Genomic DNA, 24,820 nt, shown 5'->3' with positions numbered 1-24,820 from the left:
ATTTTGTCCAGCGGCGCGGGTGTTCAGGCCGGAAAGACCGGCCAGTGGCGGGCGAGATCTTCGAGCCCCGCCTCGATCAGCTCGGCCAGAGCATCGAGGTCGATATCCGACAGTCTTGTGACGTAGAGGCAGGATTTGCCGGTCCTGTGTTTTCCCAACCGTGCAAGGATGTCGGAGAAGTCCGCATAACCCGGCAAGATATAGATACTGAACGCTGCCTTGCGGGGCGAGAACCCGGTGGCCAGGAAATCGCCTTCGCGCCCCGACGCATAGCGATAGTGATATCGCCCGTAACCCACCATCGACGGCCCCCACATCACCGGCGGAAAACCTGTCACCTCGCGAAACAGGGCGTCCAGACGCACGCCATCCGCAAGCCTCGCCTCCGGACTAATCGCGGACAGGAAAAGATCGACGTCCGCGCCTGTGGGAACCGTCTTGTTCGTCACCATGACACCACCTTAGGGGCCATTGCGATTCTTGCACAGGTCTCCGCGCATTTTCCCACATTGCCGAACCGGGTGTTCGACCTAAGCTTTTCTCTGTTCGTTCAACCCTGGGAGTGTTTCGATGACTATCAAGTTCACGCGCCGCGCCGCCTTGGCGGGGGCATCCGCTCTTCCATTGGCGGCCGCCGCCAGACCGGCGCTTGCTGCCGCGCATGGCGGCAAGGCAGCGGCGCCGATTGCCCGATCGTTCAAACTGGGCGGGTTCGGGATCACCACCTTGCTGGACGGCAGCCTGCCCCGGGACAATCCCAAAGGCATCTTTGGCGGTGGCGCAAGTGATGAGGATTTCGCCCGGGTATCGGCAGAGAATTTCATTCCTGCGGACATGGCACAGTTCTTTTTCACGCCGACGCTGGTCGATACCGGTGCGGAACTGGTGCTGTTTGATACCGGCCTCGGCCAGGGCGGTATCGTCAAGGCGCTGGATGCGGCTGGCGTGTCCCCAGATGCCATTGACGTGGTCGTGATCACCCATATGCACCCCGACCATATCGGCGGCATGATGACCGATGGCGCGCCGACCTTTTCGAATGCCCGCTATGTCACCGGCACCACGGAATACGAATTCTGGTCAAAGGCAGAGGCCGGTAACCGGGTTGGCGATCTGGTGAAATCCAACGTGACGCCGCTGGCCGAGAAGATGACCTTTGTCGAGCCGGGCGGCTCGGTTGTTTCCGGCGTTACTGCAGTGGACGCTCGTGGCCACACCCCCGGCCACATGGGATACATGCTGGAGAGCGACGGGCAAGGGCTCATGCTGACGGCGGATCTGGCCAACCATTATGTTTGGTCGTTCGCGCATCCCGAATGGGAGGTCATGTTCGACATGGACAAGGCCCAGGCCACCGCCTCGCGCCGCGATATCCTGGGCATGCTGGCTGCCGACCGCGTTCCGATGATCGGATACCATATGCCGTTCCCGGCGATTGGCTATGTCGAGACCCGTGGCGAAGGCTTCCGCTTCGTTCCGGTAAGCTATCAGTTGATGGGTTAATAGCCCGGGTCGGGCGCAATGCGGCTGCCGTCGGTGAACCGCGACAGGCGAAATTCCCACGGATCGACCACCGAAGTTTCGCCGGTCGCCAGATCGGCGATCAGCCGCCCGGCGCCCGGCCCTATCCCAAATCCATGCCCGGAGAAGCCTGTCGCGATGTAGAGGCCCGGCATCTGCTCGACATTCGAGATGACCGGAATGGCATCCGGTGTCACGTCGATCATCCCGGCCCAGCTTTGCATGATCTCCGCGCCTTCCAGCGCGGGAAAGGCGTGCCGGGCAGCGGCCCAGGCATGACGGATGTGTTTCTGCGACGGCTCGGGGTCGAGAATCCGGGTCAGTTCGAACTGGGTCACGTCAGACGGCGACCAGTGACGGGCATATTGTGCCTCCTCCAGCCAGCGGCGCGAAACGCGGAAACGCAGCGAGCGCCACTCCTGCCGGAACGCGGGCAAGAAGCGGCGCGCCAACCGAAAGCTGTCAGGCACCAGGTCAACCGTATTCTGCGTCCCGTCGGCAATGGTAAAGCCGCCATCGGCCCGGCGGCGGATGGTGAAGCGGTCCGACCAGTACGCCGTGTCAGGCAAACCGTTGACCGGTGAGCTGCGAAGGAGCGTATTCAGCACCTTGAGTTGCGGCAGGCAGATGCCAGCGTTACCCGCAAAGAGACGCGACCACGCGCCACCCGCCAGGATGACACCGGAACAGGCCACCCTGCCCCGTTCGGTGTAGACACCCGAGATGCGTCCCGCTTCAACATCCAGAGATCGCACCGCACAGGCGGTAAGAATCTGTGCGCCCCGGTCGCGCGCGCCCTCGGCAATCGCCGGGGCTGCCCATTGCGGCTCAGCCCGGCCGTCCTGCGGCATCAGCAGCGCCGTGCGCGGCGGATTGCGGTGGCCCGGCAGGCAGGTGGCGATCTCGCCGCCCTCGATCATCCGCGCCTGCGTGCTCAGCCCGTCCACATGACGCGCCCAGCGTTCCAGATTTCCCGCGTCACGCCGCCCGGACGCGGCAAACAGGATACCCGAGCGGACAAAACCGGTGCTGCGGCCCAGCCGGGCATCCAACCCGCCCCAGATCTCCAGCGCGGCCTGCATCAGCGGAATCTCGCGCGGGTCGCGCATACCCAACCGCACCCACCCCCAATTGCGCGAGCTCTGCTCGGCCCCGATCTGACCTTTTTCGCAGAGCAGGACCGATACGCCCCGCTCAGCCAGTTCCAAGGCGGCAGATACCCCCACGATGCCGCCACCAATAACAACCACCTCGACCTGCTTGGGCAGGGCAAGATCAGAGTAGAAATCGGTCAGGCGAGGTCCGGGCATTTAGGCTCGATCATTCAGAGGCAATCGTTGCCCGTGATGTAGCCCGCCCCACCCGGACGGAAGGATGAAAATCGCCGCGCCAGATCACATCCCGGACAGTTGTGGCAAAACTGCACTCACGGCTCGGCATCTGGGCTGCGCAGGCGTTCGTAAAGCCTATCAAACGGGTCCATTTGCATCTTTTCCGGTATACCGGTTTCAGCCTCAAAATCTGGTAGGTACAACCCCGAAATCCAGCTTTCCGGCAAATATGACAGCAAACGCTCCAAAGCCGTAGTTTGCCTTGCGGCCCAGTCTCGCAAGTATTCGGCATGTCCGGGTTTGTATTGGTAGAGCAACTCATAACCTTGAAGGCAAATCTCGGTCGCGCGATCATGGCCCAGCGTGAAGTACGAGATCGCAAGGACTGCCATTAACAATCCTAGAGACCCCAGCAGCAAAACCGGCCAACCAACCAGAATGGTCAAGAAAAGTATTGCCAGTGAAACCCGCCATCCCGGTGGATTGTCCAAAAAATAGCGGAACGTCAGTCCGGAATCCGGACGGACAGATTGCTCCTGATCTGGGGCCTGCCGCTGTTCCCGAACGGATTCCCGGACTGGTTGTTGTCGCGGACTCAATACGTCGCTTTCCAAAAGGGCGCGGATCTTTGCGTCGATCATCTGATCATCGGCATCAAGCCCCTCGGATTGGGTCAAGTTGACAGAGGACAGGTGCAGCGAATTAGGCGCTTTCATTGGACTGTTCCCGAGCGAGTTCAGTTTCTTCCCCACGTCTGTTTATACCAGACGGTCTTCACTGCTCGGGCAAAATCGCCATTTCTGTGGTCTTCGCTTGCCTATATCGACTTTAAAAAGGCAAATCGGGCACCATTCGGGCTGAATTGTGGCGGCATAGGGAAATGTTCCGAAACTACGCCCGGGTCAGATTTCTGCCTGTTCCAGACGAATTCTTTCGAACGGGTCCTTCTGCATCCAGTCAGAACTGTTTGGTGTGGGTCCAAAGTCCGGTAAATAGAGTCCGGCAGTCCAACGATCTGGCAGACGCGCAAGCAGTCTCTCCAGTCCGGCGACACACCGCATCGACCAACTGCGCAGCGCTTCTGCCTTAACAGGGCTTAACCGGTATAACCGGGCAAAGCCGACCACGACGATCCTGCTAATGCGATCACAACCGAGCGTCAGACAGGCAATGACCGGAAGCACGATCGCAAGCCCCAACAAGGTTGGCAGCAGCCAGGGCCAACTGATCGTCAGTGCCAGAGCTAGAGTTGCGGCCGAGTGCCGAAATCTCGGCTGGTAGAGCGGTTTGCGTTTTGCGCCGTCCTCGATCTGTTCCCGCATGGGCACAGCCGGAGCGATCTCCGGAAGGGTCTTGCGCGGTTTGGTCTTTGGCTTAAATGCGTCTTCCCGCATTACCGCCTGAACGACCTGATCTATTTCGGCTTCATTAATCTTCAGCGGTGGAGACTTAAGCATTTTCACCCCTTGCGGGGGGGCATTCAAAGGATTCAACATGGCACACATCCCAGATACGAGTATTCTCCGCCCCGGTTTGCGCCTGTTTCATAGGCAAAGGGCGGCAACTCTGGCGAGTTTGCCATCGCCTACGATCCCTTGCCTATAAAATGTCATATTTAGGTCAAATTCTCCTCAAATCGGAATCAGACCGGGGACAATATCGCCCTCTGTGGCTTCATTGTTCGCAACGTGGCATCAACTCGGGTCGCGCCAGCGATTCACGATGGGATAGCGCCGGTCCAGCCAAAAGGCGCGCGGGGTCAGCCGGGCACCGGGGGCCGATTGGAACCGCTTGTACTCGCTGATATAGATCAGATGCTCGACCCGGCGGGCGACATCGCGGTCGAACCCTGCGGCCACGCAATCGGCGATCGAGCCGTCCTGATCGACCAGAATGTTGAGGATCGCGTCCAGCTCGGGATAATCCGGCAGGCTGTCGCTGTCCTTCTGATCCGCGCGCAGTTCGGCGCTGGGGGGCTTGTCGATGACCGAAGGCCGGATCACCTCGCCCGCCGGTCCCATCATCCAGGGCCGGTGGTTGGCGTTACGCCAGCGGCAGGTCTCGAACACCCGCGTCTTATAGAGATCCTTGATCGGGTTGTAGCCGCCCGCCATGTCGCCATAGATGGTGGCATAGCCCACCGCCACCTCGGACTTGTTGCCGGTGGTCAGCAGCATTTCGCCGAACTTGTTGCTGAGCGCCATCAGCAAGAGGCCGCGCAGGCGGGACTGGATGTTCTCTTCGGTCAGGCCCGGTTCGGTCCCGGCAAAGAGCGGCGCCAGCGTATTGGTCACTGCCGCCCGGCTTTCCGAGATCGGCACATAGTCGTAGCGCACGCCCAGCGCCTGCGCCACGGCCTCGGCATCCGCCAGCGACTCGGCACTGGTGTATTCCGACGGCAGCATAACGCAGCGCACGTTTTCGGCCCCCAGCGCATCGGTGGCGATCGCCGCCACTAGCGCGGAATCGACGCCGCCTGAGAGGCCCAGCAAAACCTTAGAAAAACCGGTCTTGCGCATGTAGTCGCGCAGGCTTTCGACCATCACGCGGTAGTCCTGCTCCCAGGCATCGGGCAGCGGCGCGATCTCGCCCTTGGCGATGCGCCAGCCTTCGGGCCCGCGTTCCAGATCGACATGGGCCACGGTCTCGTCAAACACCGGCATGCGGAACGCCAGCGCGCCGCCGGGGTTGAGGCCAAAGGTGCCGCCATCGAACACCTGATCGTCCTGACCGCCCACCATGTTGAGATAAATGAGCGGCAGCCCGGTCTCGACCACCCGCGCCACCATTTGATTGACCCGCACGTCGTATTTGTCACGGAAATAGGGCGAGCCATTGGGGACCAACAGAAACTCGGCCCCGGTCTCGGCCAGGGTCTCGGCCACATCCTCGTGCCAGGCATCCTCGCAGATCGGGCTGCCGATGCGGGTGTTGCCCACCGAATAGGGCCCGCCCAGCGGTCCGGCGTCAAAGATGCGCACCTCGTCGAACACGGTTTCATTGGGCAGGTGGGTCTTGAGCGAGCGGCTGGCGATCTTGCCACCCTTGAGGATCAGGTAGGCGTTATAGAGCTTGCCGTCCTCGACCCAGGGGCCGCCGATGGCCAGGGCCGGGCCGTCTGCGCAATCGCGGGCCAGTGTCTCGATCATCGAAATGGCGGCCTCGTGAAATGACGGTTTCAACACCAGATCCTGGGTATTGTACCCGGTGATGAACATTTCAGGCAGCGCAACCAGGTCCGCCCCTGCATCGCGCCCCTGCGCCCAGGCCTGTCTGGCCTTGGCCGCATTGCCGGCCAGATCACCGACCGTCGGGTTGAGTTGCGCCAAAGTTATTCGGAAACGCCCGGCCATCTTGCCCTCTCAGCCTGTCCCTCGGATAGCCGATTTACCAGATCGACGCGCGAGGGAAAGCCAAATGCGCCAAAAGACATTGCTCCTGCCCTAAGCCTGCCGTAATTTTGCGGTGCCGCACAGCATCAGACGGCCGACAAGGCAGACAGAGGCACAGGAATGACCAAGATCCCCAGACGTATCGCTTTCGTTACGGCAATGGCTGTCTCACAAGTTGCAGTTGCGCAGGACGCGCAGGTCCTGACAACGCAGGATGATATCGGGGGCGTCTACGAGGGTACGTTCCGGGGCGGGCTTCAGCATGGCACCGGCACATACCGTCTGCCTAACGGCTATGAATACGCGGGCGACTGGGTCGATGGAGAAATCCGCGGCCGGGGTGTCGCGCGGTTTCCGAACGGGTCCGTCTATGAGGGGCAGTTCGCCAAGGGAAAACCCGAAGGCATGGGCAAGATCACCTTTTCCGACGGCGGCACCTATGAGGGCGAGTGGAGCGACGGCGTGATCAATGGCCAGGGTGTCGCCACCTATGCCAACGGTGTCCGCTACGAAGGCGGATTTCGCGATGCGAAACACCACGGCAAAGGCGTGATGCAAAGCCCCGGCGGCTATGTCTATGACGGCGACTGGGTGGATGGCGAAAAAGAGGGGATGGGCAAAATCACCTATCCCGACGGCGCGATCTACGAGGGTCAGATCCTGGCGGGGCAGCGTCATGGAGAGGGCAAGCTGACCCTGCCCGACGGGCTGGTCTATGTCGGGCTCTGGGCCGATGGCCAGATCAACGGGACTGGAACGCTGACGCAAGCCAATGGCGACGTCTACGAAGGCGAGCTGGTGGCCGGTCGCCGTCAGGGGATGGGCAAGGTCACTTATGCAAACGGCGATATCTATGAGGGCCAGTTCGCTGAAGACCGACGCGAGGGACAGGGCACCTTTACCGGCACCGACGGCTATGTCTACACCGGTGCCTGGGTTGCCGGGCAGATCGAAGGCCAGGGGCGTGTGACCTATCCCGACGGCTCGGTCTACGAAGGCAATTTCCGCGCCGACCTGGCCGATGGCCAGGGCAAGATCACCTATCCCGACGGATCGAGCTATGAGGGCGATTGGGTCGCGGGCGTGATCGAAGGCACGGGCACGGCCACCTATGCCAATGGAATTGTCTATCAGGGCGAGTTCAAAAACGCGCGCAACCATGGCCAGGGTGTCATGACCTATGCCGATGGATATCGCTATGAAGGCGGCTGGCAGGATGGTGTTCGCCATGGCCAGGGCAAGGCGACCTATCCGGATGGTTCGGTCTATACCGGCCAATATGTGAACGGGCAGCGAGAAGGCGATGGCGAGATCGTGATGGCCGATGGCTTCCGCTACAAGGGCCAGTGGGAAGGCGGCAAGATCAGCGGGTTGGGCGTGGCCACCTATGCCAATGGCGATGTCTACGAGGGCCATTTCCGCAATGGCAAGCGTCAGGGCGAAGGCACCATGAAATACGCCAGCGGCCAGGAAGAGACCGGCGACTGGGACAATGGCGCCCTGAACCGCAAAGAGGCGGCACCGGCCGCATCAGGCGGCTAGACCGTTTCACCCGCATCCAGTCTCGAGAGAAACGTATCGGCGTCGGCAAGAACCGTTTGCCGATGCGTATCCTCCATGCGGTCCCATGTCCGATACATGTTGCCCATTCTGGGATTATCGGAGAACCGGTCGCGATGCCTGTCAAGGAAATGCCAGTAGAGCAGGTTGAAAGGACACGCCGTCTCGCCGATCTTGGCCTTTACGTCATAGGAACATTGACCGCAGTAGTCTGACATCCTGTTGATGTAAGACCCGCTCGACACATAGGGTTTGGAGGCAACGATGCCACCATCGGCAAACTGGCTCATGCACAGCGTATTGGGGGCCTCGACCCATTCGAAAGCATCGGCATAGACCGCCAGATACCATTCGTGAACTTTCTGCGGGTCCACGCCCGCAAGCAGGGCAAAGTTCCCCGTGACCATCAGGCGCTGGATGTGATGGGCATAGGCTTCCTCCCGTGTCTGTAAAATAGCCTCGGCCATGCAATGCATGCGCGTTTCCGCCCCCCAATAAAGCGGCGGCAAATCGCGATGATGGTCCAGCAGGTTGCGCGAGGTGTACTCCGGGCCTTCGAGAAAGTAGATGCCGCGCACGAATTCCCGCCAGCCGATAATCTGCCTGATGAAACCCTCGGCGCAGTTCAGCGGAACCCTGCCCTGCTGCCAGGCCGCCTCGGCGGCCTGGCAAACCTCCAATGGCTCCAGCAGGCCGATGTTCAGATAGTGTGAAATGGCAGCATGGTAGAGAAACCGCTGCCCCGACAACATTGCATCCTGGTAGTCGCCGAACAGCGGCAGGGCCTGTGATATGAAATGATCCAGCGCCACGCGTGCCTGAGCGTGATCGGTTGCAAACCAGAAAGGATGCAAGGTGCCGAAGTTCTGGCCAAACCTGTCTGCGACGAGGGCCAGAACCTCTTGGGTTATTGCGTCGGGTTCAAACCGCATGGGGTCCGGGAAAGCCAGGTCTTTCGGTGCTTGTTTGCGGTTTTCCGCGTCATAGTTCCATTTTCCGCCGGCGGGCTGGTCCCCGTCCATCAACAGGCCGGTCTTGCGCCTCATGTCGCGATAGAACCACTCCATGCGCAACTGTTTTCGCCCCCTGGCCCAGTCCCGGAAATCGGAACCGCGGGATACAAAACGTTCATCCGGCAGGAACCGCACGGTCAGGGGCAAATCTCGTAGTGCCGTGATCAGACGCCACTCCCCCGGCGTGGTCACAAGAACCTCTCTCGAACCGGTCTCGTCGGACCGGCGCAAGAGTTCCGCGGGTATCGACCCACCGTTTTCCGGATCATCCAGTCGCGTATAGGCCACGGTCCATCCCAAGGCGCGCAGCCTGTCGGCGAATTTGCGCATGGCGGCCAGCACCAAAGCGATTTTCTTGGGGTGATGGCGGACATACTCCGTCTCGGCGGTCACCTCGGCCATGACAACAAGATCTTTGGCCTTGTCCCCCGACGCAAGCGCCGACAGGCTTTCGCTCAGTTGATCTCCCAACACCAGGATAAGACGGTTCACCACGGGATTTCCTTTCCCGCCCAATCGAAGAATCCGCCCGTCTGTTCGGGCGTCAGGCCATCAATCACTCTCAAAAGGTTCGATGCCGCCTGATCTGGCGGGACAGCGGGATGACGGCCCAGATAACGCTCGGTAAACGCGGTCGCCACAGTGCCGGGATGCAATGCGACGCATATGGCCTGCTTGTGGCTGCGCGCGAGCTCGATGGCGCCGGTACGAACGATCTGGTTCAGTGCGGCCTTTGCCGCCCGGTAACTGACCCAGCCACCCAGACGGTTGTCCTCAATGGACCCAACCCGGGCCGACAGGACAGCAAAGACGGCGCGGCGATCTCGCGGCAAGAGCCGTGACGCCTCGCGCAGCACCAGGGCCGGACCAACCGCGTTCAGCGCGAACTGATCGAGCATGGCGCGCGCCGAAATCGCGCGCAGCGACTTTTCAGGCCGATTTCCGTCGATTTCCAATGCCCCCGTCGCCACAAAGACCAGATCGAACGGACCATCCAGCCCCTTCAGTCGCGTTGCAACGGCATGGTCGTCGGTGAGGTCGAACCCATCGGCTGACCGGGATAGCCGGGTAACCATGCCCCCCAGCCGATCGAGTTGGGCCACAACCGCTGCACCGATCCCGCCCGAGGCCCCTATGACAAGCGCTTTTTCCATGCCTCGTCAGCTAGCGGGAAACGAATGGCGATCAACATGATCGGCCGGAGTTTCCGCCCGGGCATTTTCACTCTTTCCATTCGCGATGCGGCCTGTATAACCTCTCGTCATGATCAACCGCGCAGACATATCCAAGACCGGTACCGCCATTCGTGGCGGCGAACTGCGTGGTCTACTGATCCTAATCCGCCTCTGAGCGTGCCCTTCGGCGCGCCCGCTCAGAGGAGGAGGCTTGCGCGCCATCAGGCTTAGGACAGATACGGAAAGACACATCCCATGACACATGCGACCGACCAAGACCGCGTCTTGATTTTCGACACCACGCTCCGCGACGGCGAACAGAGCCCCGGTGCCACCATGACCCATACCGAAAAGCTCGAGATCGCCGAGATGCTCGACGAGATGGGCGTGGACATTATCGAGGCCGGATTCCCCATCGCCTCGGAAGGTGATTTCAAGGCGGTGAGCGAGATCGCCCGCCGCGCCAAGAATGCCCGCATCTGCGGGCTGGCGCGGGCCAATTTTGCCGATATCGACCGCTGCTGGGAGGCGGTGAAACACGCCGAGAAGAACCGCATTCATACGTTCATCGGCACCTCGCCTCTGCACCGGGCCATTCCCAACCTGACCATGGATGAAATGGCCGAGAAGATCCATGAAACGGTCAGCCACGCCCGCAACCTCTGCGAAAACGTGCAGTGGTCGCCGATGGATGCGACCCGGACGGAATGGGATTACCTGTGCCGGGTGGTCGAGATCGCCATCAAGGCGGGCGCCAGCACCATCAACATCCCCGATACCGTCGGCTATACCGCGCCCGAGGAATCGGCGAGCCTGATCCGCCGCCTGATCGAGACCGTGCCCGGCGCCGACCAGGTGATCTTTGCCACCCATTGCCACAACGACCTGGGCATGGCGACGGCCAACAGCCTGGCCGCCGTGGCCGGCGGTGCCCGACAGATCGAATGCACGATCAACGGGCTGGGCGAACGCGCCGGCAACACGGCGTTGGAGGAAGTGGTCATGGCGATGAAGACCCGCCACGACATCATGCCCTGGCACACCGGAATCGACACCACCAAGATTATGGCAATCTCGCGCCGGGTGGCGACCGTTTCGGGCTTTCCGGTACAGTTCAACAAGGCCATCGTGGGCAAGAACGCATTCGCTCATGAAAGCGGCATCCACCAGGACGGGATGCTGAAGAACCGCGAGAATTTCGAGATCATGCGGCCCGAGGATATCGGCCTTTCCGGCACCTCGCTGCCATTGGGCAAGCATTCGGGGCGCGCCGCGCTGCGCGACAAGCTGGAACACCTTGGGTACGAGGTGGGCGATAACCAGCTCAAGGACATCTTCGTGCGGTTCAAGGAATTGGCCGACCGCAAGAAAGAGGTGTTCGACGACGATGTGATCGCGCTGATGCGGTCGGGCGAGAATGCCGAACAGGACCATCTGCAACTGGTGTCGATGAAAGTGATCTGCGGCACTGGCGGCCCGGCCGAAGCCACGGTCGAGATGGAGATCGACGGCAAGGATGTCAGCGCCACCGCGCATGGCGACGGGCCGGTGGACGCCAGCTTCAAGGCGATCCGCGCGTTGCATCCCAACGAGGCGCATCTGCAACTCTATCAGGTGCATGCGGTGACCGAAGGCACGGATGCCCAGGCGACCGTGAGCGTGCGTCTGGAAGAGGACGGCATGATCGCCACCGGCGAGTCGGCCAATACCGACACCGTGGTGGCCAGCGCCAAGGCCTATATCAACGCGCTCAACCGCTTGATGGTGCGCCGGGAAAAGGCCGGCCCCGGCGCGGATACGAGGGAAATCAGCTACAAGGATCTGACCTGAAGCGCCGGGCCCGCAATGCGCGGGCCCGAACCTTATGACAGTCCGGCCCGCGCCATTCCCTCGCGCAGATGGTCGCGATCTTCGTCGCGGCCATAATGGGTCATGGACAGAAATTCCCCGGCGCTGAATTGCGGTTGAGAGGCCAGGACCAGATCGGCATGGCGGCGGGCCTCGGCCTCGTCGCCGCGCCACCCATGGCATGCGGCCAGGAATACATTCTGCAAGACGTCGAAGGCCCCCAGGTGATGGAATGCGTCGATCGCCTGATCATAGTTGCGGGCGCAGAAATGCGCCTTGCCCAAATGGCTCCAGAACCGGGCGGGATGGTGCGGATTGAGCCGCATGGCCTTTTCGATCCATTCGACACCCTCCTCGGGCTGGCCCATCCAGGTCAATAGCTCTCCCATCTGCACAACAACAAGGTCGTAATTGGGATTGAGCGACAAGGCGCGTTCCTGATGGTACCGGGCCTTGCCCAAATCGTTGCGCATGATCTGGATGGCGGCCATCAGGCGATGGACATCGGCATCGTTGTCGTCCAGCTCGGCCGCTTTCCTGATGGCGACTTCGGCTTGTGCCAGCATGTCGGCGGGATCGTCGCTCCATCCATAGCCCCAGGCCTGGCCCCGAATGCACCCGCTCCACGCGTGCGCATGTGCGTATTCGGGATCAAGGCTGATGGCCCGGTCGATCAGCCGGATCGCCTCCTCGTTGTCGGCGGGCGTGCTGCGGTGGTGCAGCACCTTTGCGGCCAATACGCATTCATAAGCCGCCAGGTTCGATGGCTTCTTGCGCGCTATCTGATCCGTCTTCGACGCCTCGATCCGGCCCGGCAGTGTCGCAACCACCGCGGCTGTGATCTCGTCCTGAATGGCAAAGATATCGTCCATTTCCCGGTCATAGCGTTCGGCCCAGATATGGGTGTCACGGTCGCTGTCTATCAGCTGCACGGTGACTCTCAGGCGGTTTCCGGCCTTTCTGACACTGCCTTCGACGATGTATTGCGCGCCCAGTTTTTCGGCCACTTCGCGCAGGTTCACCGCCTTTCCCTTGTAGACGAAGCTGGAGTTGCGGGAGATGACGAACAGCTCGTGTCGTCGGCTGAGCTCGGTCAGGACATCTTCGGTCAGCCCGTCGACAAAGAACTCCTGTTCCGGATCCCCGCTCATATTGGCAAAGGGCAGAACGGCGATCGTCGGCTTGACCACCTTGGTCTGTTCCGCGTCAGATCCCTGGGACATGGTTGACGGGATAGATGGCAGCTCCAGTGCGACGCGATAGGCGCGCACGGGATGGCTGAGATTCTTGAGGGACAATTCGCCCATATCCTGGAACTGAAGTTCCATCTGCCGGCAGACCTGATCATACACCGCCGAGGAGACCAGCACTTCGCCTACGCCTGCCATTTGCTCCAGACGGGCGGCGACGTTGACGCCGCTGCCAAAGATGTCTCCGTCCTCGCAGATGATATCGCCTAGATTGACGCCGATGCGAAACCGGATGCGCCGGTCCTCGGGGACATCCATGTTGCGTCGACACATGCGTGTCTGCACCTCGACCGCACAGGCAACCGCATCGCGGGCACTGGAAAACTCGACCAGCATCCCGTCGCCCGTCGTCTTGATGATCTTGCCCCGGTTAAGAGTAATTGACGGATCGATCAGTTCGATACGGTGGGTCCGCAACCGCGCAAGTGTGCCTTGTTCGTCGGTCTCCATGAGTCGGCTATAGCCCACCATGTCCGCCGCCAGAACAGCTGCCAGTTTTCGATCCATCGGGTCCCTCCCCGAAAATGATAGTAGACTAGAAGATGCCGCACTTCCAAACGTTTCCATTGCCTGGAATGCGCGGGGTCGACACAGAATAGAGGCATCCGAAGAAAGGTCGGCGGCGGTCAACCTTGTGTCGGCCCGACAGACATGGCGGTCGAGAAAGGTAACGCATGTTGCCGTCGCGTGGTTTAACAGTGTCGACCAGCCGTGCGATGAGGTTATTGAGGCGCCCTTTGACCCCCTGCAAACCCGTGTCGTGTCACAGTCGCGAGAACAGCGCCGAAAGTCTTGCCGTTTCCTCTGTCAACCCAAAGGGCGCATTGACAAGAAACATGCCCGACCCGACCATCCTGTGCCCCTCGCGAACCGGCGGAAAACGGACCTCGTGCCGCAGGGCGCCCGGCAGGCCCAGCCGTTCAAGCGCGGAAAGCATCGGTTTGTGGCGACCATCGGCTAGGATCGGGTACCAAAGCGCGATAACGCCGACATTCCATTTGCGGTGCAGGCGGCCGATGATTCCGGGCATCCGCTCGTAATCGTTCTTAAGCTCATAGCTTGGGTCAATCAGCAGCATTCCCCGCCTTGGGGTGGGCGGCAGCAGCGATTGGGCCATCTCGAACCCGTCCTGCGGATAGATGCGCGCCGGAAACTGGCCCATTGCGTGTTCAAGGGCCCTACGTTCCTGCGGATGCAATTCGGCAAGGTGCAGCTTGTCGCCAGGACGCAGCAGATGCGCGGCGATCAATGGCGACCCGGGATATGCCTCGGCCCCATGGGCCTGATGCACCTTGTGCAGGACACGGGCCAAGGGATGTTCCGGCGCGAACCAGTTCTCATTTTGCACCCTGGCGATTCCGGCCGCCGCTTCGCCGGTCTTGACCGCCTCTTCCGCATCCAGGTGGTAAAGCCCGCGGCCCGAATGAGATTCGAGATAGACCATCGGTTTGTCTTTGCGGGTCAGATAGTCGAGCGCCACCGCCAGAACAGAGTGTTTCTGCACATCGGCCAGGTTTCCGGCATGGTAAATGTGCTGATACGACAGCATTTCGTCCCTTTAATTGGTCTTGCCCGCCGTTCCGTGGCGGATTGGCGCTGATTGAGCCGGATTCGGCCCTTTTCCACATTGCGTCCGCGCCCTATAAGTCATTCGGCCCCGAGCCGTCGAGTCGCGGGCAATCGCAACAATCGAGAAGAGCAGGATCAACCGCAATGGGGTTCTTTGACAATTTGAGTGGTCTGTTCGCTGCGGACATGGCCATCGACCTGGGAACCGCCAATACGCTGGTCTACGTCAAGGGGCGTGGTATAATCCTGTCGGAACCTTCGGTGGTGGCCTATCACGTCAAGGACGGGGTCAAGAAGGTTCTCGCCGTGGGCGAGGATGCCAAGCTGATGCTGGGCCGGACCCCGGGCAGCATCGAGGCGATCCGGCCGATGCGCGAAGGCGTGATCGCCGATTTCGACACCGCCGAGGAGATGATCAAGCATTTCATCCGCAAGGTGCACAAACGCTCGACCTTCTCGAAACCCAAGATCATCGTCTGCGTCCCCCATGGTGCCACCCCGGTGGAAAAACGCGCGATCCGTCAATCGGTGCTGAGCGCCGGCGCACGCCGCGCGGGCCTGATCGCAGAACCGATCGCAGCGGCCATCGGGGCCGGCATGCCGATCACCGACCCGACTGGCAACATGGTTGTCGATATCGGTGGCGGCACCACCGAGGTCGCGGTGCTGTCGCTGGGTGACATCGTGTACGCCCGCTCGGTCCGCGTCGGCGGAGACCGGATGGACGAGGCGATCATCAGCTATCTGCGCCGTCAGCAGAACCTGCTGGTGGGCGAAAGCACCGCCGAGCGCATCAAGACCTCGATCGGCACCGCGCGCATGCCCGATGACGGGCGCGGCCAGTCGATGCTGATCCGGGGTCGCGACCTGCTAAACGGCGTGCCCAAGGAGATCGAGATCAGCCAGGCCCAGGTGGCCGAGGCGCTGGCCGAACCGGTGCAGCAGATCTGCGAGGCGGTGATGACCGCGCTGGAAACCACGCCGCCCGACCTGGCCGCCGATATCGTCGACCGGGGCGTCATGCTGACAGGCGGTGGCGCGCTGCTGGGAGATCTGGATCTGGCCCTGCGTGAACAGACCGGGCTGGCGGTTTCGATCGCCGACGAAAGCCTGAATTGCGTCGCACTCGGCACCGGCAAGGCGCTGGAGTATGAAAAGCAACTGCGCCACGCGATTGACTACGACAGCTAAGGCGCGCAGATTCCGGGACACGATCCAGGGACATGGGTCGCCTTGAGGCGGCCGTTTACGCACCGGAGAAGAGCTTCGTGGCCAAGGACCGCTCACAGCGAGAGGATTATTTCGCCCCCCTGCGCCGCTTGTTTCTCGGGGTTATCTTGTTGTGCCTGATCGGGATCTTCCTAGTCTGGAGAATTGACAGCCCCCGGGTCGAGCGCTTTCGCGCACAGGTGGTCGATACGGTAGTGCCCTCGATGGACTGGGCCATGACCCCGGTTACCGGCCTGATCAATCTGGTTCGCGATTTCCAGAGCTATCAGCGGCTGAGCGAGCAGAACCGCGAACTGCGCAGCGAGCTGCGGCAGATGCGGGCCTGGAAAGAAGCCGCCCTGCAATTGGAGCAAGAGAACGCGCGGCTTCTGGATCTGAACAATGTCCGCCTTGATCCCCGGCTGACCTTTGTCACCGGCGTGGTCATGGCCGACAGCGGCTCGCCGTTTCGGCAATCGGTGCTGTTGAACGTGGGCGCGCGCGACGGGATCGTCGACGGCTGGGCCGCCATGGACGGGATCGGGCTGGTTGGCCGGATTTCCGGCGTTGGCCGGAACACCGCGCGTGTCATACTGTTGACCGATGCGGCAAGCGCGATCCCCGTCACGATCCAGCCATCCGGCCAGAGCGCGCTGGTCGTCGGCGACAACAGCCCGGCGCCGGTGGTCGATTTCCTGGAAAACCGAGAGATGGTGCGCCCCGGAGACCGGGTGGTCACATCCGGCGACGGAGGCGTTTTCCCTGCCGGGCTTCTTGTCGGGCAGGTCGCCGAGGATCCCTCAGGGCGGCTCCGTGTCCGGTTGTCGGCCGATTACGAACGGCTGGAATTCCTGCGGGTTCTGCGCCATCACGGGACGGAAAAAGTGGAAGACCACGGCGGAATCGTTGGTCCGGAACTGCCGCCACAACAGGCGCCCGAGGCTCCGAGGGAGGGGACCGATGGATAGCCTGTCACCGTCCCGGATCTGGACCATGCGCGTGGTCTACGTTGGTCTGAGCTTGACGATCCTGTTTTTTCAACTGTTGCCGCTCGATACATTACCCCGATTTTGGGCAGGTCCCGATCTTTTGATCGCATTGACACTGGCCTGGGCGCTGAGACGCCCCGATTATGTGCCTATGCTTCTTATCGCGCTAGTCATGCTTTTGGCGGATATGCTGTTGTTACGTCCTCCCGGCTTGCTATCCGCCCTGAGCGTAGCGGCAACGATGTTTCTGCGGAACCGAATGTCCGGACAGGGAGAAACCGGATTTGTCGGAGAATGGATTTCAGTTTCGATGTTGCTGGTTGGGCTCGCACTGTCTTACCGTCTGGCGCTTACCCTGACCGCAGTCGAACGCGCACCCTTCTTTCTATCTGCCACTCAGATGCTGCTGACCATCGGGTTTTATCCTTTGGTTGTTGCGGTCAGCCAAACTCTGTTCGGTGTCCGTCGATTGGCACCGATCGACGCCGAAGCCCTGGGAGCCCGTTAGAATGAGACGTCCTCCTCGTGATCTGGACAAGGTGCACCGCACCATGACCCGTCGAACGTTGTTGCTGGGCGGGCTCCAGGCGGCATTTATCAGTGGGCTGGCCGCCCGAATGCGATACATGCAGGTGGATCAAGCCGATCAGTTCCGCCTGCTGGCCGAAGAGAACAGGATCAACATCCGCCTGATTCCACCGACCCGCGGCGAGCTGTTCGATCGCAATGGCCGGATCATTGCGGAAAACACCCCCTCGTACCGGGTTGTAATCGTGCGCGAGGATGCTGGTGATGTCGAGCAGGTGATCTCCAATCTGCAAAAGCTCATCCCGTTGGATCCAGAGGAATTGGAGCGGGCGCGGGCGGAAATGCGCCGCTCGCCGCCCTTCCTTCCGGTTACCCTTGCCGATCAGATCAGCTGGGAAGACATCTCGAAAGTTGCGGTCAACGCCCCCGCGTTGCCCGGAATCACACCCGAGGTCGGACTGACTCGCGTCTACCCGCAAGGGGGCGATTTCGCCCATGTGGTGGGCTATGTAGGGCCGGTCAGTGATTATGACCTAAGCCAGATACAGGACCCAGAGCCGGTTCTGCGCATTCCCCGTTTCCAGATCGGCAAGGTCGGACTGGAAGCCAAGCAAGAAGAGTTGCTGCGCGGAAAGGCCGGCGCAAAGCGGGTCGAGGTCAATGCCACCGGGCGCGTGATGCGAGAACTGGACCGGCGCGAGGGGCAACCCGGCGCGGACCTACAACTTTCGGTGGACAATCAGTTGCAGGCATATGTCCAGGCCCGGCTCGGCGGTGAGAGCGCCGCAGCAGTGGTCATTGATTGCGAGACCGGCGACCTGCGCGCGATCGCCTCGGCCCCCAGTTTCGACCCAAATCTCTTTGTGCGCGGCATTTCGATAGCCGATTATCGCTCGTTGACCGAAGATCCATACCGACCCTTGGCCAACAAAGCTGTGCAGGGGACCTACCCGCCGGGTTCAACCTTCAAAATGATCACGGCGATGGCTGCGCTGGAGGCCGGCCTTCTGGGGCCCGAGGATACGGTATATTGCCCGGGGTACCTTGAGGTAAGCGGTCGCAGGTTCCATTGTTGGAAACGTGGCGGGCACGGCCATGTGGATCTGGAAAACTCGCTCAAACAGAGTTGTGACGTTTATTATTATGACGTTGCCCTCAAGGTGGGCATCGACAAGATCTCTGCCATGGCACAGGAATTCGGCCTAGGGATCAGGCACGATATCCCGATGTCCGCAGTTGCGCGCGGGCTGACCCCGGACAAGGACTGGAAAAACAGGGTCCACAAACAGGACTGGCTGATCGGCGACACAGCCAACGCTTCTATCGGCCAGGGCTACATGCTCGCCTCTCCGCTGCAACTGGCCGTGATGACAGCCCGTATCGCCACAGGGCGCAAGGTCGACCCGCGCCTGGTGAAGTCGATCGACGGTGTCGAACAGCCCTCGGGCGCCGGTGAGCCGATGGCCGTGAACCAGAACAACCTGCGCAAGCTCCGGCGCGCGATGTACTCGGTCAGTAACGACCGGCGCGGAACGGCCTATGGCAGCCGCATCCTGACCGACGAATTCCGCATGGCGGGCAAGACAGGGACCAGCCAGGTGCGAAACATCACCGCCGCCGAGCGGGCCGCCGGTGTGATCCGGAACGAAGATCTGCCGTGGGAGCGCCGCGACCACGCGCTGTTTGTCTGTTTTGCCCCGTTCGACAAGCCGAAATACGCCGTCTCGCTTGTTGTGGAGCATGGTGGCGGCGGCTCGGCCGCTGCGGCACCGATTGCCCGCGACATCATCCTCCAGGCGTTGTACGATGGCTTTCCCCCGCTGGAAGCCTACCCCGCCAAGGACCGCAGCCGTGTTTCCGCCCAGCAGGAGAGGCTGCAACGCGAGTTGCGCCCTGCCGCCAAGCCTGAAGACAAGGACCGCGCATGAGTTATCTCGAGTATTCGGTCAAATCCACGCCCTCGGGCCTGCGCAAAATTCTCTACATGAACTGGCCGCTGACGCTGCTGCTGATCTCGGTCGCATCCGTTGGTTTCCTGATGCTCTACTCGGTGGCCGGCGGGTCGTTCAGCCCGTGGGCGGAACCCCAGATCAAACGGTTTGCCGTGGGACTTGCGGTGATGACTGTCGTGGCGCTGGTTCCGATCTGGTTCTGGCGCAACATGGCGGTTGTCGCCTACAGCATCTCGCTGCTGCTTCTCGTCTTCGTCGAGCTCTTCGGCGCGGTCGGCATGGGCGCCCAGCGCTGGATCGACCTTGGATTCATGCGCCTGCAACCGTCCGAGTTGATGAAGATCACGCTGGTGATGCTGCTGGCGGCCTATTACGACTGGCTTCCCGGGAAGAAGACGTCGCGCCCGTTGTGGGTTCTGATCCCGGTCCTGATCATCCTTGTGCCCACCGGGCTGGTTCTGAAACAGCCCGACCTTGGTACAGCGATCCTGCTGCTGGCGGCGGGCGGCGGGTTGATGTTTCTTGCCGGTGTCCACTGGGCCTATTTCGCGGCGGTTATCGCGGCTGGCGTGGGTCTGATCACCGCTGTTTTCAAAAGCCGCGGCACCGACTGGCAGTTGCTGAAAGACTATCAGTTCCGCCGCATCGACACGTTCCTGGATCCGTCCTCCGACCCGCTTGGCGCCGGATATCACATCACACAGTCCAAGATCGCCTTGGGCTCGGGCGGCTGGTCCGGGCGGGGGTTCATGCAAGGCACTCAATCGCGGCTGAACTTCCTGCCCGAGAAACACACCGATTTCATCTTTACCACGCTGGCCGAGGAATTCGGTTTCATTGGCGGCTTCTCGCTTTTGTCGCTCTATGCCTTGATCATCGTTTTCTGCATCGTCACCGCACTGGCCACCCGCGACCGGTTCTCGTCTCTGGTCACGATGGGGATCGCCCTGAACTTCTTTCTGTTCTTCGCGGTCAATATGTCGATGGTGATGGGACTGGCCCCAGTCGTAGGCGTGCCCTTGCCCATGGTCAGTTACGGCGGTTCGGCCATGCTGGTGCTGATGGTGGCCTTTGGTCTTGTACACAGCGCCCATATTCACCGACCACGCTGACCCCGAAAAGGATCCCAAATGGCCGTAAACGTACTCTTTTCCGCGCGTCCTGCGCTGTGGCCGGTCTATGAGCCGCTTCTTTCAACCTATCTTGGTGAGTTGGGTATCGATTTCGACCTGCGCACGGAATTCCCGCCCGAAGAGGTCGACTATGTCGTCTATGCCCCAAATGGCGGCCTTAGCGACTTTACACCCTATACCCGCCTCAAGGCCGTGCTGAGCCTGTGGGCCGGGGTGGAAAGCATCGCGGGAAACATGACACTGACCGTCCCGCTTGCCCGTATGGTCGATCATGGCCTGACCCAGGGTATGACGGAATGGGTGGTCGGACATGTCCTGCGGTACCATCTGGGAATGGATGCCCATATCCACGGCCTGAAAGGCGAATGGCGGCAGGACGTGCCGCCGCTGGCCAGCGAACGGTCGGTGGCAATTCTGGGACTGGGGGCCCTGGGACAGGCCTCGGCGCTGGCGCTGTCGGCACTCGGTTTCCAGGTCACGGGGTGGAGCCGATCCCCAAGGCACGTCTCCGGCATCACCTGCCTGCACGGCAGCGAGGGGCTGACCCAGGTTTTGACCGCGGCCGAGATACTGGTGCTCCTGCTGCCCAGCACACCGGCCACGGAAAACACGTTGAGAGCCGAGACGCTGGCGCTGCTGCCGCGCGGGGCGCGGATCATCAATCCGGGCCGTGGGCCGCTGATTGACGATGCCGCTCTGCTGGCAGCGCTCGACAGCGGGCAGGTCGGGCACGCGACGCTCGATGTGTTCCGGACCGAGCCGCTGCCATCCGACGACCCCTACTGGACCCATCCCAACGTCACGGTCACCCCGCATATTGCCTCGGAAACCCGCCCCGTGACCGCCGCACAAGTGATCTGCGAGAACATCCGGCGCGGAGAGCAGGGTGAACCCTTCTTGCATCTGGTTGATCGCGAACAGGGCTATTGAAGGGGCCTAACCCGCCCCTTCATCTCGCTGAAAATACTCCCGCCGGAGGCGAGATTTTTGACGAAAAATCTCAGGCCGCGATCAGACCGCGGCCCTTCAGCAGGGCCTCGACCCCCGGCAAGCGGCCCCGAAAGGCAAGATAGAGCTCTTCGGCCTCGCGCGATCCGCCGGTCGACAGGATATGCCGCTCCAGCGCCTCGGCCCGTTCGGGATCGAACGCGCCACCCGCCTCCTCGAAGGCGGCAAAGGCATCGGCATCCATCACCTCGGACCACATGTAGCTGTAATAGCCCGAGCTATAGCCGTCACCGGCAAAGACATGGGCAAAATGCGGGGTCGCGTGACGCATGCCGATGGCGTGCGGCATGCCCAGCGCCGCCAGTACCTCGGCCTGTTTCTCCATCGGATCGACCGGCGCCGGTCCGTCGTGGAACGCAAGATCCACCAGCGCCGAGGACACGTATTCCACAGTCTGGAAGCCCTGATCGAAATTGGCAGCGCCCAGCACCTTCTCCAGCATCGCCTGCGGCATCGGTTCCCCGGTCTCGGCATGGGTGGCGAATTCGCGCAGGACCTCGGGCACCTCCAGCCAGTGTTCGTAAAGCTGGCTGGGCAGTTCCACGAAATCGCGCGCCACCGAAGTGCCCGATATGCTCTCGTAGGTCACGTCGGACAGCATCTGGTGCAAGGCATGGCCGAACTCGTGGAACAATGTCCGCGCATCGTCATAGGACAAAAGCGCGGGATCCCCTTTGGCGAAGTTGCAGACATTGATCACAACCGGTGCCTGCACCTGCGGGAACCGCGCCTGCGACCGCATCGCCGAACACCAGGCGCCCGAACGTTTGGAGCCGCGGGCGAAATAGTCGCCGATAAAGACGGCCACATGCTGGCCATTGCGGATCACCTCCCAGGCGCGGCAATCGGCATGATAGAGCGGCACGTTCAGCGGCCGGAACTCCAAACCGAACAGGCGGTTGGCGCAGGCAAAGGCCGCCTCGATCATGCGGTCGAGTTGCAGAAAGGGTTTCAGCGCAGCCTCATCGAGATCATGGTCTGCCTTGCGCCGTTTCTCTGCGTAGAAATGCCAGTCCCATGGTTCAAGATCACCGTTAACGCCATCGGCATGCATCATTGCCGTCAGCACCTGCGCATCCGCCTCGGCGCGGGCACGGGCGGGATCCCAGACCTGCAACAGCAGATCGCGCACCCGGGCCGGTTCGCGCGCCATCTCGGTTTCCAGCTTGTACTGCGCAAAGCTGTCGTAGCCCAAGAGCCGCGCACGCTCTTCACGCAGGCGTAGGATCTCGGCCGCAATCGCCCTATTGTCGGTGTCACTGCCATTGGCGCCGCGCGCAACCCAGGCGCGATAGGCGCGTTCGCGCAGGTCACGGCGGGGCGAGAATTGCAGGAACGGCACGATCAGCGAGCGCGACAGGGTGACAACCGGGCCACCCAGCCCCTTCTCGGCACCGGCGGCGCGGGCGGCATCCACCACAAAGCCGGGCAACCCGTCGAGATCGGCCTCGCTGAGGGTCATGAACCACTCGCGCTCATCCGCCAGCAGGTTCTGGGTGAACTGAGTCCCAAGGGTGGCAAGCCGGCCCTTGATCTCCTTCATCCGCGCCTCTTCCGGGCCGCTCAGCGCCGCGCCGGATCGCACGAACCCGCGATGGGTCAGCATCAGCACGCGGTTCTGCTCGTCTGTCAGATCCAGTGTCTCTCGCGCCACCCACACGGCAGCGACGCGCGCAAACAGCGCCTTGTTGGCCGAGATCTCGGAATAATGCGCGGCCAGTTTCGGTGAAAAGTCGCGCTGCAAGGCCTCGCGGGCCGGATTGCTGTCGGCCCCGGCGACCGTAAAGAACACGCCCAGCACCCTGTCCAGCGCTTTGCCAGCCGCTTCCAGTGCCTCGATCACATTGGCAAAGCTTGGTGATGCCGAACTCTCGGCAATTGCCGCGATCTCGGCTCGGTGGGCGGCCAGCGCCTCCTCCAGCGCGGGGGCAAAATCTTCATCCTTGATCCGGTCGAACGGGGCGATTTCGAACGGTGTCTGCCATTCGGCTAGAAGCGGGTTGGTCATCGGGATCTCCTTTGCGGCTCAAGCTAGGAGCGCGCGCGGGGATGGTCCAGAGGGGCAATGTCGCAAACCGGCTTGCATGTAGGTTTCATGCCCCTCACCCTCGGGGCCAAGGAGGACTACCCATGCACAAGACCAATCGCCCGACAGGCCCGATGACCACCGCCATACACACGGGCGAGGCGCCGGATCCGGCCACACTGGCCTCGGCGCCGCCCATTCACATGTCATCGACCTTTGTGTCCGAGGATGTTTCGGGCTTTTCCGCCCATGACCTGACCCCCGACAGCCCCTATGCCTATTCCCGCTGGGCCAACCCGACTGTGGCAATGCTCGAGGCCAAGATCGCGGCGATGCAGGGGACAGAGGCCTGTTTGTGCACCGCCTCCGGCATGGCTGCGGCCTCTGCTATCTTTTTCACCTTTCTGTCCGCTGGCGACCACGTGATCGTGTCGGATGTCTCTTATGCTGGCGTGGCGGAACTGGCCCGAGACACCCTGCCCCGGATGGGGATATCCGTCAGCACCGTGGACATGACCGATCTCGAGGCGGTGGCAGCGGCGATCAGCCCGAACACCCGGCTCATTCACACAGAAACACCGGTCAATCCCATCGGGCGCCTGACCGACCTGGCCGCCGTTTCCGCGCTGGCACGGCAAGCGGGCGCGTTGCTGAGTTGCGACGCCACCTTTGCCTCGCCCATCGGGATGGATACCGTGGCGCTGGGGGTCGATCTGACCATGCATTCGGTGACCAAGTACATCTGCGGTCATGGCGATGCCGTTGCGGGTGCGGTCTGTGGCCGGGCCGATCTGGTCTCGAAAATGCGAGTCGAAGCCGCCATTCATCATGGCGGGGTCCTTTCGCCTTTCAACGCGTGGCTCATCGCACGCGGCGCGGCGACCCTGCCGCTGAGAATGAAGGCGCATGCCGCAGGCGCTCAGGCCGTAGCCGAGTGGCTGGAGGCGGACCCGAGGGTGACCCGCGTCATCTATCCGGGCCTGCCCTCGCACCCGCAGGCGAATCTGGCGGCGCGGCAGATGTCCAACATGTCGGCGATGATCTCGTTCCAGGTCGGCGATGCCGCAACCGGTGAGCGGATCGCGCGGCAAATGATCGAGCGGATGGAGATCATCCATTATGCAGTGTCGCTGGGCCATCACCGCAGCCTGATCTTCTGGATGGGAACCCAAGGGTTGATGGACAGCTCGTTCCGGCTCGAAGGCCGCCAACGCGAGGCCTACCGCGCCTTTGCCGGGGATGGCATTTTCCGTCTGTCGGTCGGCCTTGAGGATCCCGAAGACCTGGTTGCCGACCTCGACCGAGCATTGGGTTGA

Annotated in this window: 20 protein-coding genes; 10 read left to right on the top strand and 10 right to left on the bottom strand. The window is 61.8% G+C overall.

Features of this window, described 5'->3' with window-relative positions; translation table 11 throughout:
* Positions 1-23: 23 nt before the first annotated feature.
* Entirely contained in the window at positions 24-452 is a 429-nt protein-coding gene (locus OEZ49_RS02855; protein WP_263386908.1) for a DUF1801 domain-containing protein, read from the bottom strand.
* 118 nt (positions 453-570) lie between these two features.
* Here OEZ49_RS02855 and OEZ49_RS02850 point away from each other — a divergent pair, with 118 nt between their 5' ends.
* On the top strand, positions 571-1,503 hold the full coding sequence (locus OEZ49_RS02850) for an MBL fold metallo-hydrolase (RefSeq protein WP_263386907.1): 933 nt from the start codon (positions 571-573) through the stop codon (positions 1,501-1,503).
* Here OEZ49_RS02850 and OEZ49_RS02845 read toward each other — a convergent pair.
* The 4 genes from OEZ49_RS02845 to OEZ49_RS02830 all read right to left on the bottom strand — a co-directional run bounded on the left by OEZ49_RS02845 (position 1,500) and on the right by OEZ49_RS02830 (position 6,205).
* Positions 1,500-2,831: an NAD(P)/FAD-dependent oxidoreductase gene (locus OEZ49_RS02845; RefSeq protein ID WP_263386906.1), complete on the bottom strand. Its 1,332-nt coding sequence runs from the start codon at positions 2,829-2,831 to the stop codon at positions 1,500-1,502. The two genes, OEZ49_RS02850 and OEZ49_RS02845, sit on opposite strands and share 4 nt — an antisense overlap.
* Before the next feature lie 116 nt (positions 2,832-2,947).
* Complete coding sequence (locus tag OEZ49_RS02840; RefSeq protein ID WP_263386905.1) at positions 2,948-3,568, bottom strand: hypothetical protein; 621 nt, start codon at positions 3,566-3,568, stop codon at positions 2,948-2,950.
* 186 nt (positions 3,569-3,754) lie between these two features.
* Positions 3,755-4,348 carry a hypothetical protein gene (locus OEZ49_RS02835; RefSeq protein ID WP_263386904.1) on the bottom strand — a complete coding sequence of 198 codons (594 nt, stop codon included), beginning with the start codon at positions 4,346-4,348 and terminating at the stop codon, positions 3,755-3,757.
* A 198-nt stretch (positions 4,349-4,546) separates the two neighbouring features.
* Positions 4,547-6,205, bottom strand: coding sequence for an NAD+ synthase (locus tag OEZ49_RS02830; protein ID WP_263386903.1), 1,659 nt, complete (start codon positions 6,203-6,205; stop codon positions 4,547-4,549).
* A gap of 159 nt (positions 6,206-6,364) precedes the next feature.
* Between OEZ49_RS02830 and OEZ49_RS02825 the strand changes: the two genes are divergently transcribed.
* Positions 6,365-7,786, top strand: coding sequence for an MORN repeat-containing protein (locus tag OEZ49_RS02825; RefSeq protein ID WP_263386902.1), 1,422 nt, complete (start codon positions 6,365-6,367; stop codon positions 7,784-7,786).
* On the opposite strand, the gene OEZ49_RS02820 is transcribed toward OEZ49_RS02825, so the two are convergent.
* Positions 7,783-9,309 (bottom strand): cryptochrome/photolyase family protein, encoded by a 1,527-nt coding sequence (locus tag OEZ49_RS02820; RefSeq protein WP_263386901.1) that lies wholly within the window; start codon positions 9,307-9,309, stop codon positions 7,783-7,785. The genes OEZ49_RS02825 and OEZ49_RS02820 overlap by 4 nt on opposite strands.
* The gene (locus OEZ49_RS02815) at positions 9,306-9,971 is read right to left on the bottom strand and encodes an SDR family NAD(P)-dependent oxidoreductase (RefSeq protein WP_263386900.1); all 666 of its coding nucleotides are present in this window, start codon (positions 9,969-9,971) and stop codon (positions 9,306-9,308) included. Before OEZ49_RS02815 ends, OEZ49_RS02820 begins: the two co-directional genes overlap by 4 nt.
* 276 nt (positions 9,972-10,247) lie before the next feature.
* Here OEZ49_RS02815 and OEZ49_RS02810 point away from each other — a divergent pair, with 276 nt between their 5' ends.
* Positions 10,248-11,822, top strand: a complete 1,575-nt coding sequence (locus OEZ49_RS02810; protein ID WP_164129072.1) for a 2-isopropylmalate synthase — start codon at positions 10,248-10,250, stop codon at positions 11,820-11,822.
* Between the two features lie 32 nt (positions 11,823-11,854).
* Here the strand turns inward: OEZ49_RS02810 and OEZ49_RS02805 are convergent, their stop codons facing one another.
* Both OEZ49_RS02805 and OEZ49_RS02800 read right to left on the bottom strand, forming a co-directional pair.
* Positions 11,855-13,597 (bottom strand): adenylate/guanylate cyclase domain-containing protein, encoded by a 1,743-nt coding sequence (locus OEZ49_RS02805; protein WP_263386899.1) that lies wholly within the window; start codon positions 13,595-13,597, stop codon positions 11,855-11,857.
* Positions 13,598-13,853: 256 nt separating this feature from the next.
* Positions 13,854-14,639, bottom strand: a complete 786-nt coding sequence (locus OEZ49_RS02800) for a 23S rRNA (adenine(2030)-N(6))-methyltransferase RlmJ (protein ID WP_164129074.1) — start codon at positions 14,637-14,639, stop codon at positions 13,854-13,856.
* Positions 14,640-14,803: 164 nt separating this feature from the next.
* Between OEZ49_RS02800 and OEZ49_RS02795 the strand changes: the two genes are divergently transcribed.
* The 6 genes from OEZ49_RS02795 (at position 14,804) to OEZ49_RS02770 (ending at position 21,400) form a co-directional block, all read left to right on the top strand.
* Positions 14,804-15,850 carry a rod shape-determining protein gene (locus OEZ49_RS02795; protein ID WP_011046181.1) on the top strand — a complete coding sequence of 349 codons (1,047 nt, stop codon included), beginning with the start codon at positions 14,804-14,806 and terminating at the stop codon, positions 15,848-15,850.
* A gap of 77 nt (positions 15,851-15,927) precedes the next feature.
* Positions 15,928-16,836 (top strand): rod shape-determining protein MreC, encoded by a 909-nt coding sequence (mreC, locus tag OEZ49_RS02790; RefSeq protein ID WP_263387071.1) that lies wholly within the window; start codon positions 15,928-15,930, stop codon positions 16,834-16,836.
* Positions 16,829-17,365: a rod shape-determining protein MreD gene (locus tag OEZ49_RS02785; protein ID WP_263386898.1), complete on the top strand. Its 537-nt coding sequence runs from the start codon at positions 16,829-16,831 to the stop codon at positions 17,363-17,365. The genes mreC and OEZ49_RS02785 overlap by 8 nt, the downstream gene beginning before the upstream one ends.
* A gap of 1 nt (position 17,366) precedes the next feature.
* Entirely contained in the window at positions 17,367-19,313 is a 1,947-nt protein-coding gene (gene mrdA, locus OEZ49_RS02780) for a penicillin-binding protein 2 (RefSeq protein WP_263386897.1), read from the top strand.
* Entirely contained in the window at positions 19,310-20,449 is a 1,140-nt protein-coding gene (rodA, locus tag OEZ49_RS02775) for a rod shape-determining protein RodA (RefSeq protein WP_164129077.1), read from the top strand. The genes mrdA and rodA overlap by 4 nt, the downstream gene beginning before the upstream one ends.
* A gap of 18 nt (positions 20,450-20,467) precedes the next feature.
* Positions 20,468-21,400 (top strand): 2-hydroxyacid dehydrogenase, encoded by a 933-nt coding sequence (locus OEZ49_RS02770; RefSeq protein WP_164129078.1) that lies wholly within the window; start codon positions 20,468-20,470, stop codon positions 21,398-21,400.
* A 70-nt stretch (positions 21,401-21,470) separates the two neighbouring features.
* Here OEZ49_RS02770 and OEZ49_RS02765 read toward each other — a convergent pair whose 3' ends face one another.
* Positions 21,471-23,486: a M3 family metallopeptidase gene (locus OEZ49_RS02765; RefSeq protein WP_263386896.1), complete on the bottom strand. Its 2,016-nt coding sequence runs from the start codon at positions 23,484-23,486 to the stop codon at positions 21,471-21,473.
* A 122-nt stretch (positions 23,487-23,608) separates the two neighbouring features.
* Between OEZ49_RS02765 and OEZ49_RS02760 the strand changes: the two genes are divergently transcribed.
* Positions 23,609-24,820 (top strand): trans-sulfuration enzyme family protein, encoded by a 1,212-nt coding sequence (locus tag OEZ49_RS02760; RefSeq protein ID WP_263386895.1) that lies wholly within the window; start codon positions 23,609-23,611, stop codon positions 24,818-24,820.

It is taken from the genome of Ruegeria marisflavi (assembly GCF_025673445.1).
GTDB classification, from domain to species: Bacteria; Pseudomonadota; Alphaproteobacteria; order Rhodobacterales; family Rhodobacteraceae; genus Ruegeria_B; species Ruegeria_B marisflavi.
This window is presented reverse-complemented; position numbering and strand designations above follow the sequence as displayed.

What these genes read in the sequence shown, in the direction of transcription:
- OEZ49_RS02770 (WP_164129078.1), top strand. Translation starts at nt 20,468, where the DNA reads ATGGCCGTAAACGTACTCTTTTCCGCGCGTCCTGCGCTGTGGCCGGTC.
- OEZ49_RS02785 (WP_263386898.1), top strand. Translation starts at nt 16,829, where the DNA reads ATGGATAGCCTGTCACCGTCCCGGATCTGGACCATGCGCGTGGTCTAC.
- OEZ49_RS02800 (WP_164129074.1), bottom strand. Translation starts at nt 14,639, where the DNA reads ATGCTGTCGTATCAGCACATTTACCATGCCGGAAACCTGGCCGATGTG.
- OEZ49_RS02830 (WP_263386903.1), bottom strand. Translation starts at nt 6,205, where the DNA reads ATGGCCGGGCGTTTCCGAATAACTTTGGCGCAACTCAACCCGACGGTC.
- OEZ49_RS02850 (WP_263386907.1), top strand. Translation starts at nt 571, where the DNA reads ATGACTATCAAGTTCACGCGCCGCGCCGCCTTGGCGGGGGCATCCGCT.
- OEZ49_RS02810 (WP_164129072.1), top strand. Translation starts at nt 10,248, where the DNA reads ATGACACATGCGACCGACCAAGACCGCGTCTTGATTTTCGACACCACG.
- OEZ49_RS02825 (WP_263386902.1), top strand. Translation starts at nt 6,365, where the DNA reads ATGACCAAGATCCCCAGACGTATCGCTTTCGTTACGGCAATGGCTGTC.
- OEZ49_RS02760 (WP_263386895.1), top strand. Translation starts at nt 23,609, where the DNA reads ATGCACAAGACCAATCGCCCGACAGGCCCGATGACCACCGCCATACAC.
- rodA (WP_164129077.1), top strand. Translation starts at nt 19,310, where the DNA reads ATGAGTTATCTCGAGTATTCGGTCAAATCCACGCCCTCGGGCCTGCGC.
- OEZ49_RS02840 (WP_263386905.1), bottom strand. Translation starts at nt 3,568, where the DNA reads ATGAAAGCGCCTAATTCGCTGCACCTGTCCTCTGTCAACTTGACCCAA.
- OEZ49_RS02765 (WP_263386896.1), bottom strand. Translation starts at nt 23,486, where the DNA reads ATGACCAACCCGCTTCTAGCCGAATGGCAGACACCGTTCGAAATCGCC.
- OEZ49_RS02835 (WP_263386904.1), bottom strand. Translation starts at nt 4,348, where the DNA reads ATGTTGAATCCTTTGAATGCCCCCCCGCAAGGGGTGAAAATGCTTAAG.
- OEZ49_RS02815 (WP_263386900.1), bottom strand. Translation starts at nt 9,971, where the DNA reads ATGGAAAAAGCGCTTGTCATAGGGGCCTCGGGCGGGATCGGTGCAGCG.
- OEZ49_RS02855 (WP_263386908.1), bottom strand. Translation starts at nt 452, where the DNA reads ATGGTGACGAACAAGACGGTTCCCACAGGCGCGGACGTCGATCTTTTC.
- OEZ49_RS02795 (WP_011046181.1), top strand. Translation starts at nt 14,804, where the DNA reads ATGGGGTTCTTTGACAATTTGAGTGGTCTGTTCGCTGCGGACATGGCC.
- OEZ49_RS02845 (WP_263386906.1), bottom strand. Translation starts at nt 2,831, where the DNA reads ATGCCCGGACCTCGCCTGACCGATTTCTACTCTGATCTTGCCCTGCCC.
- OEZ49_RS02805 (WP_263386899.1), bottom strand. Translation starts at nt 13,597, where the DNA reads ATGGATCGAAAACTGGCAGCTGTTCTGGCGGCGGACATGGTGGGCTAT.
- mrdA (WP_263386897.1), top strand. Translation starts at nt 17,367, where the DNA reads ATGAGACGTCCTCCTCGTGATCTGGACAAGGTGCACCGCACCATGACC.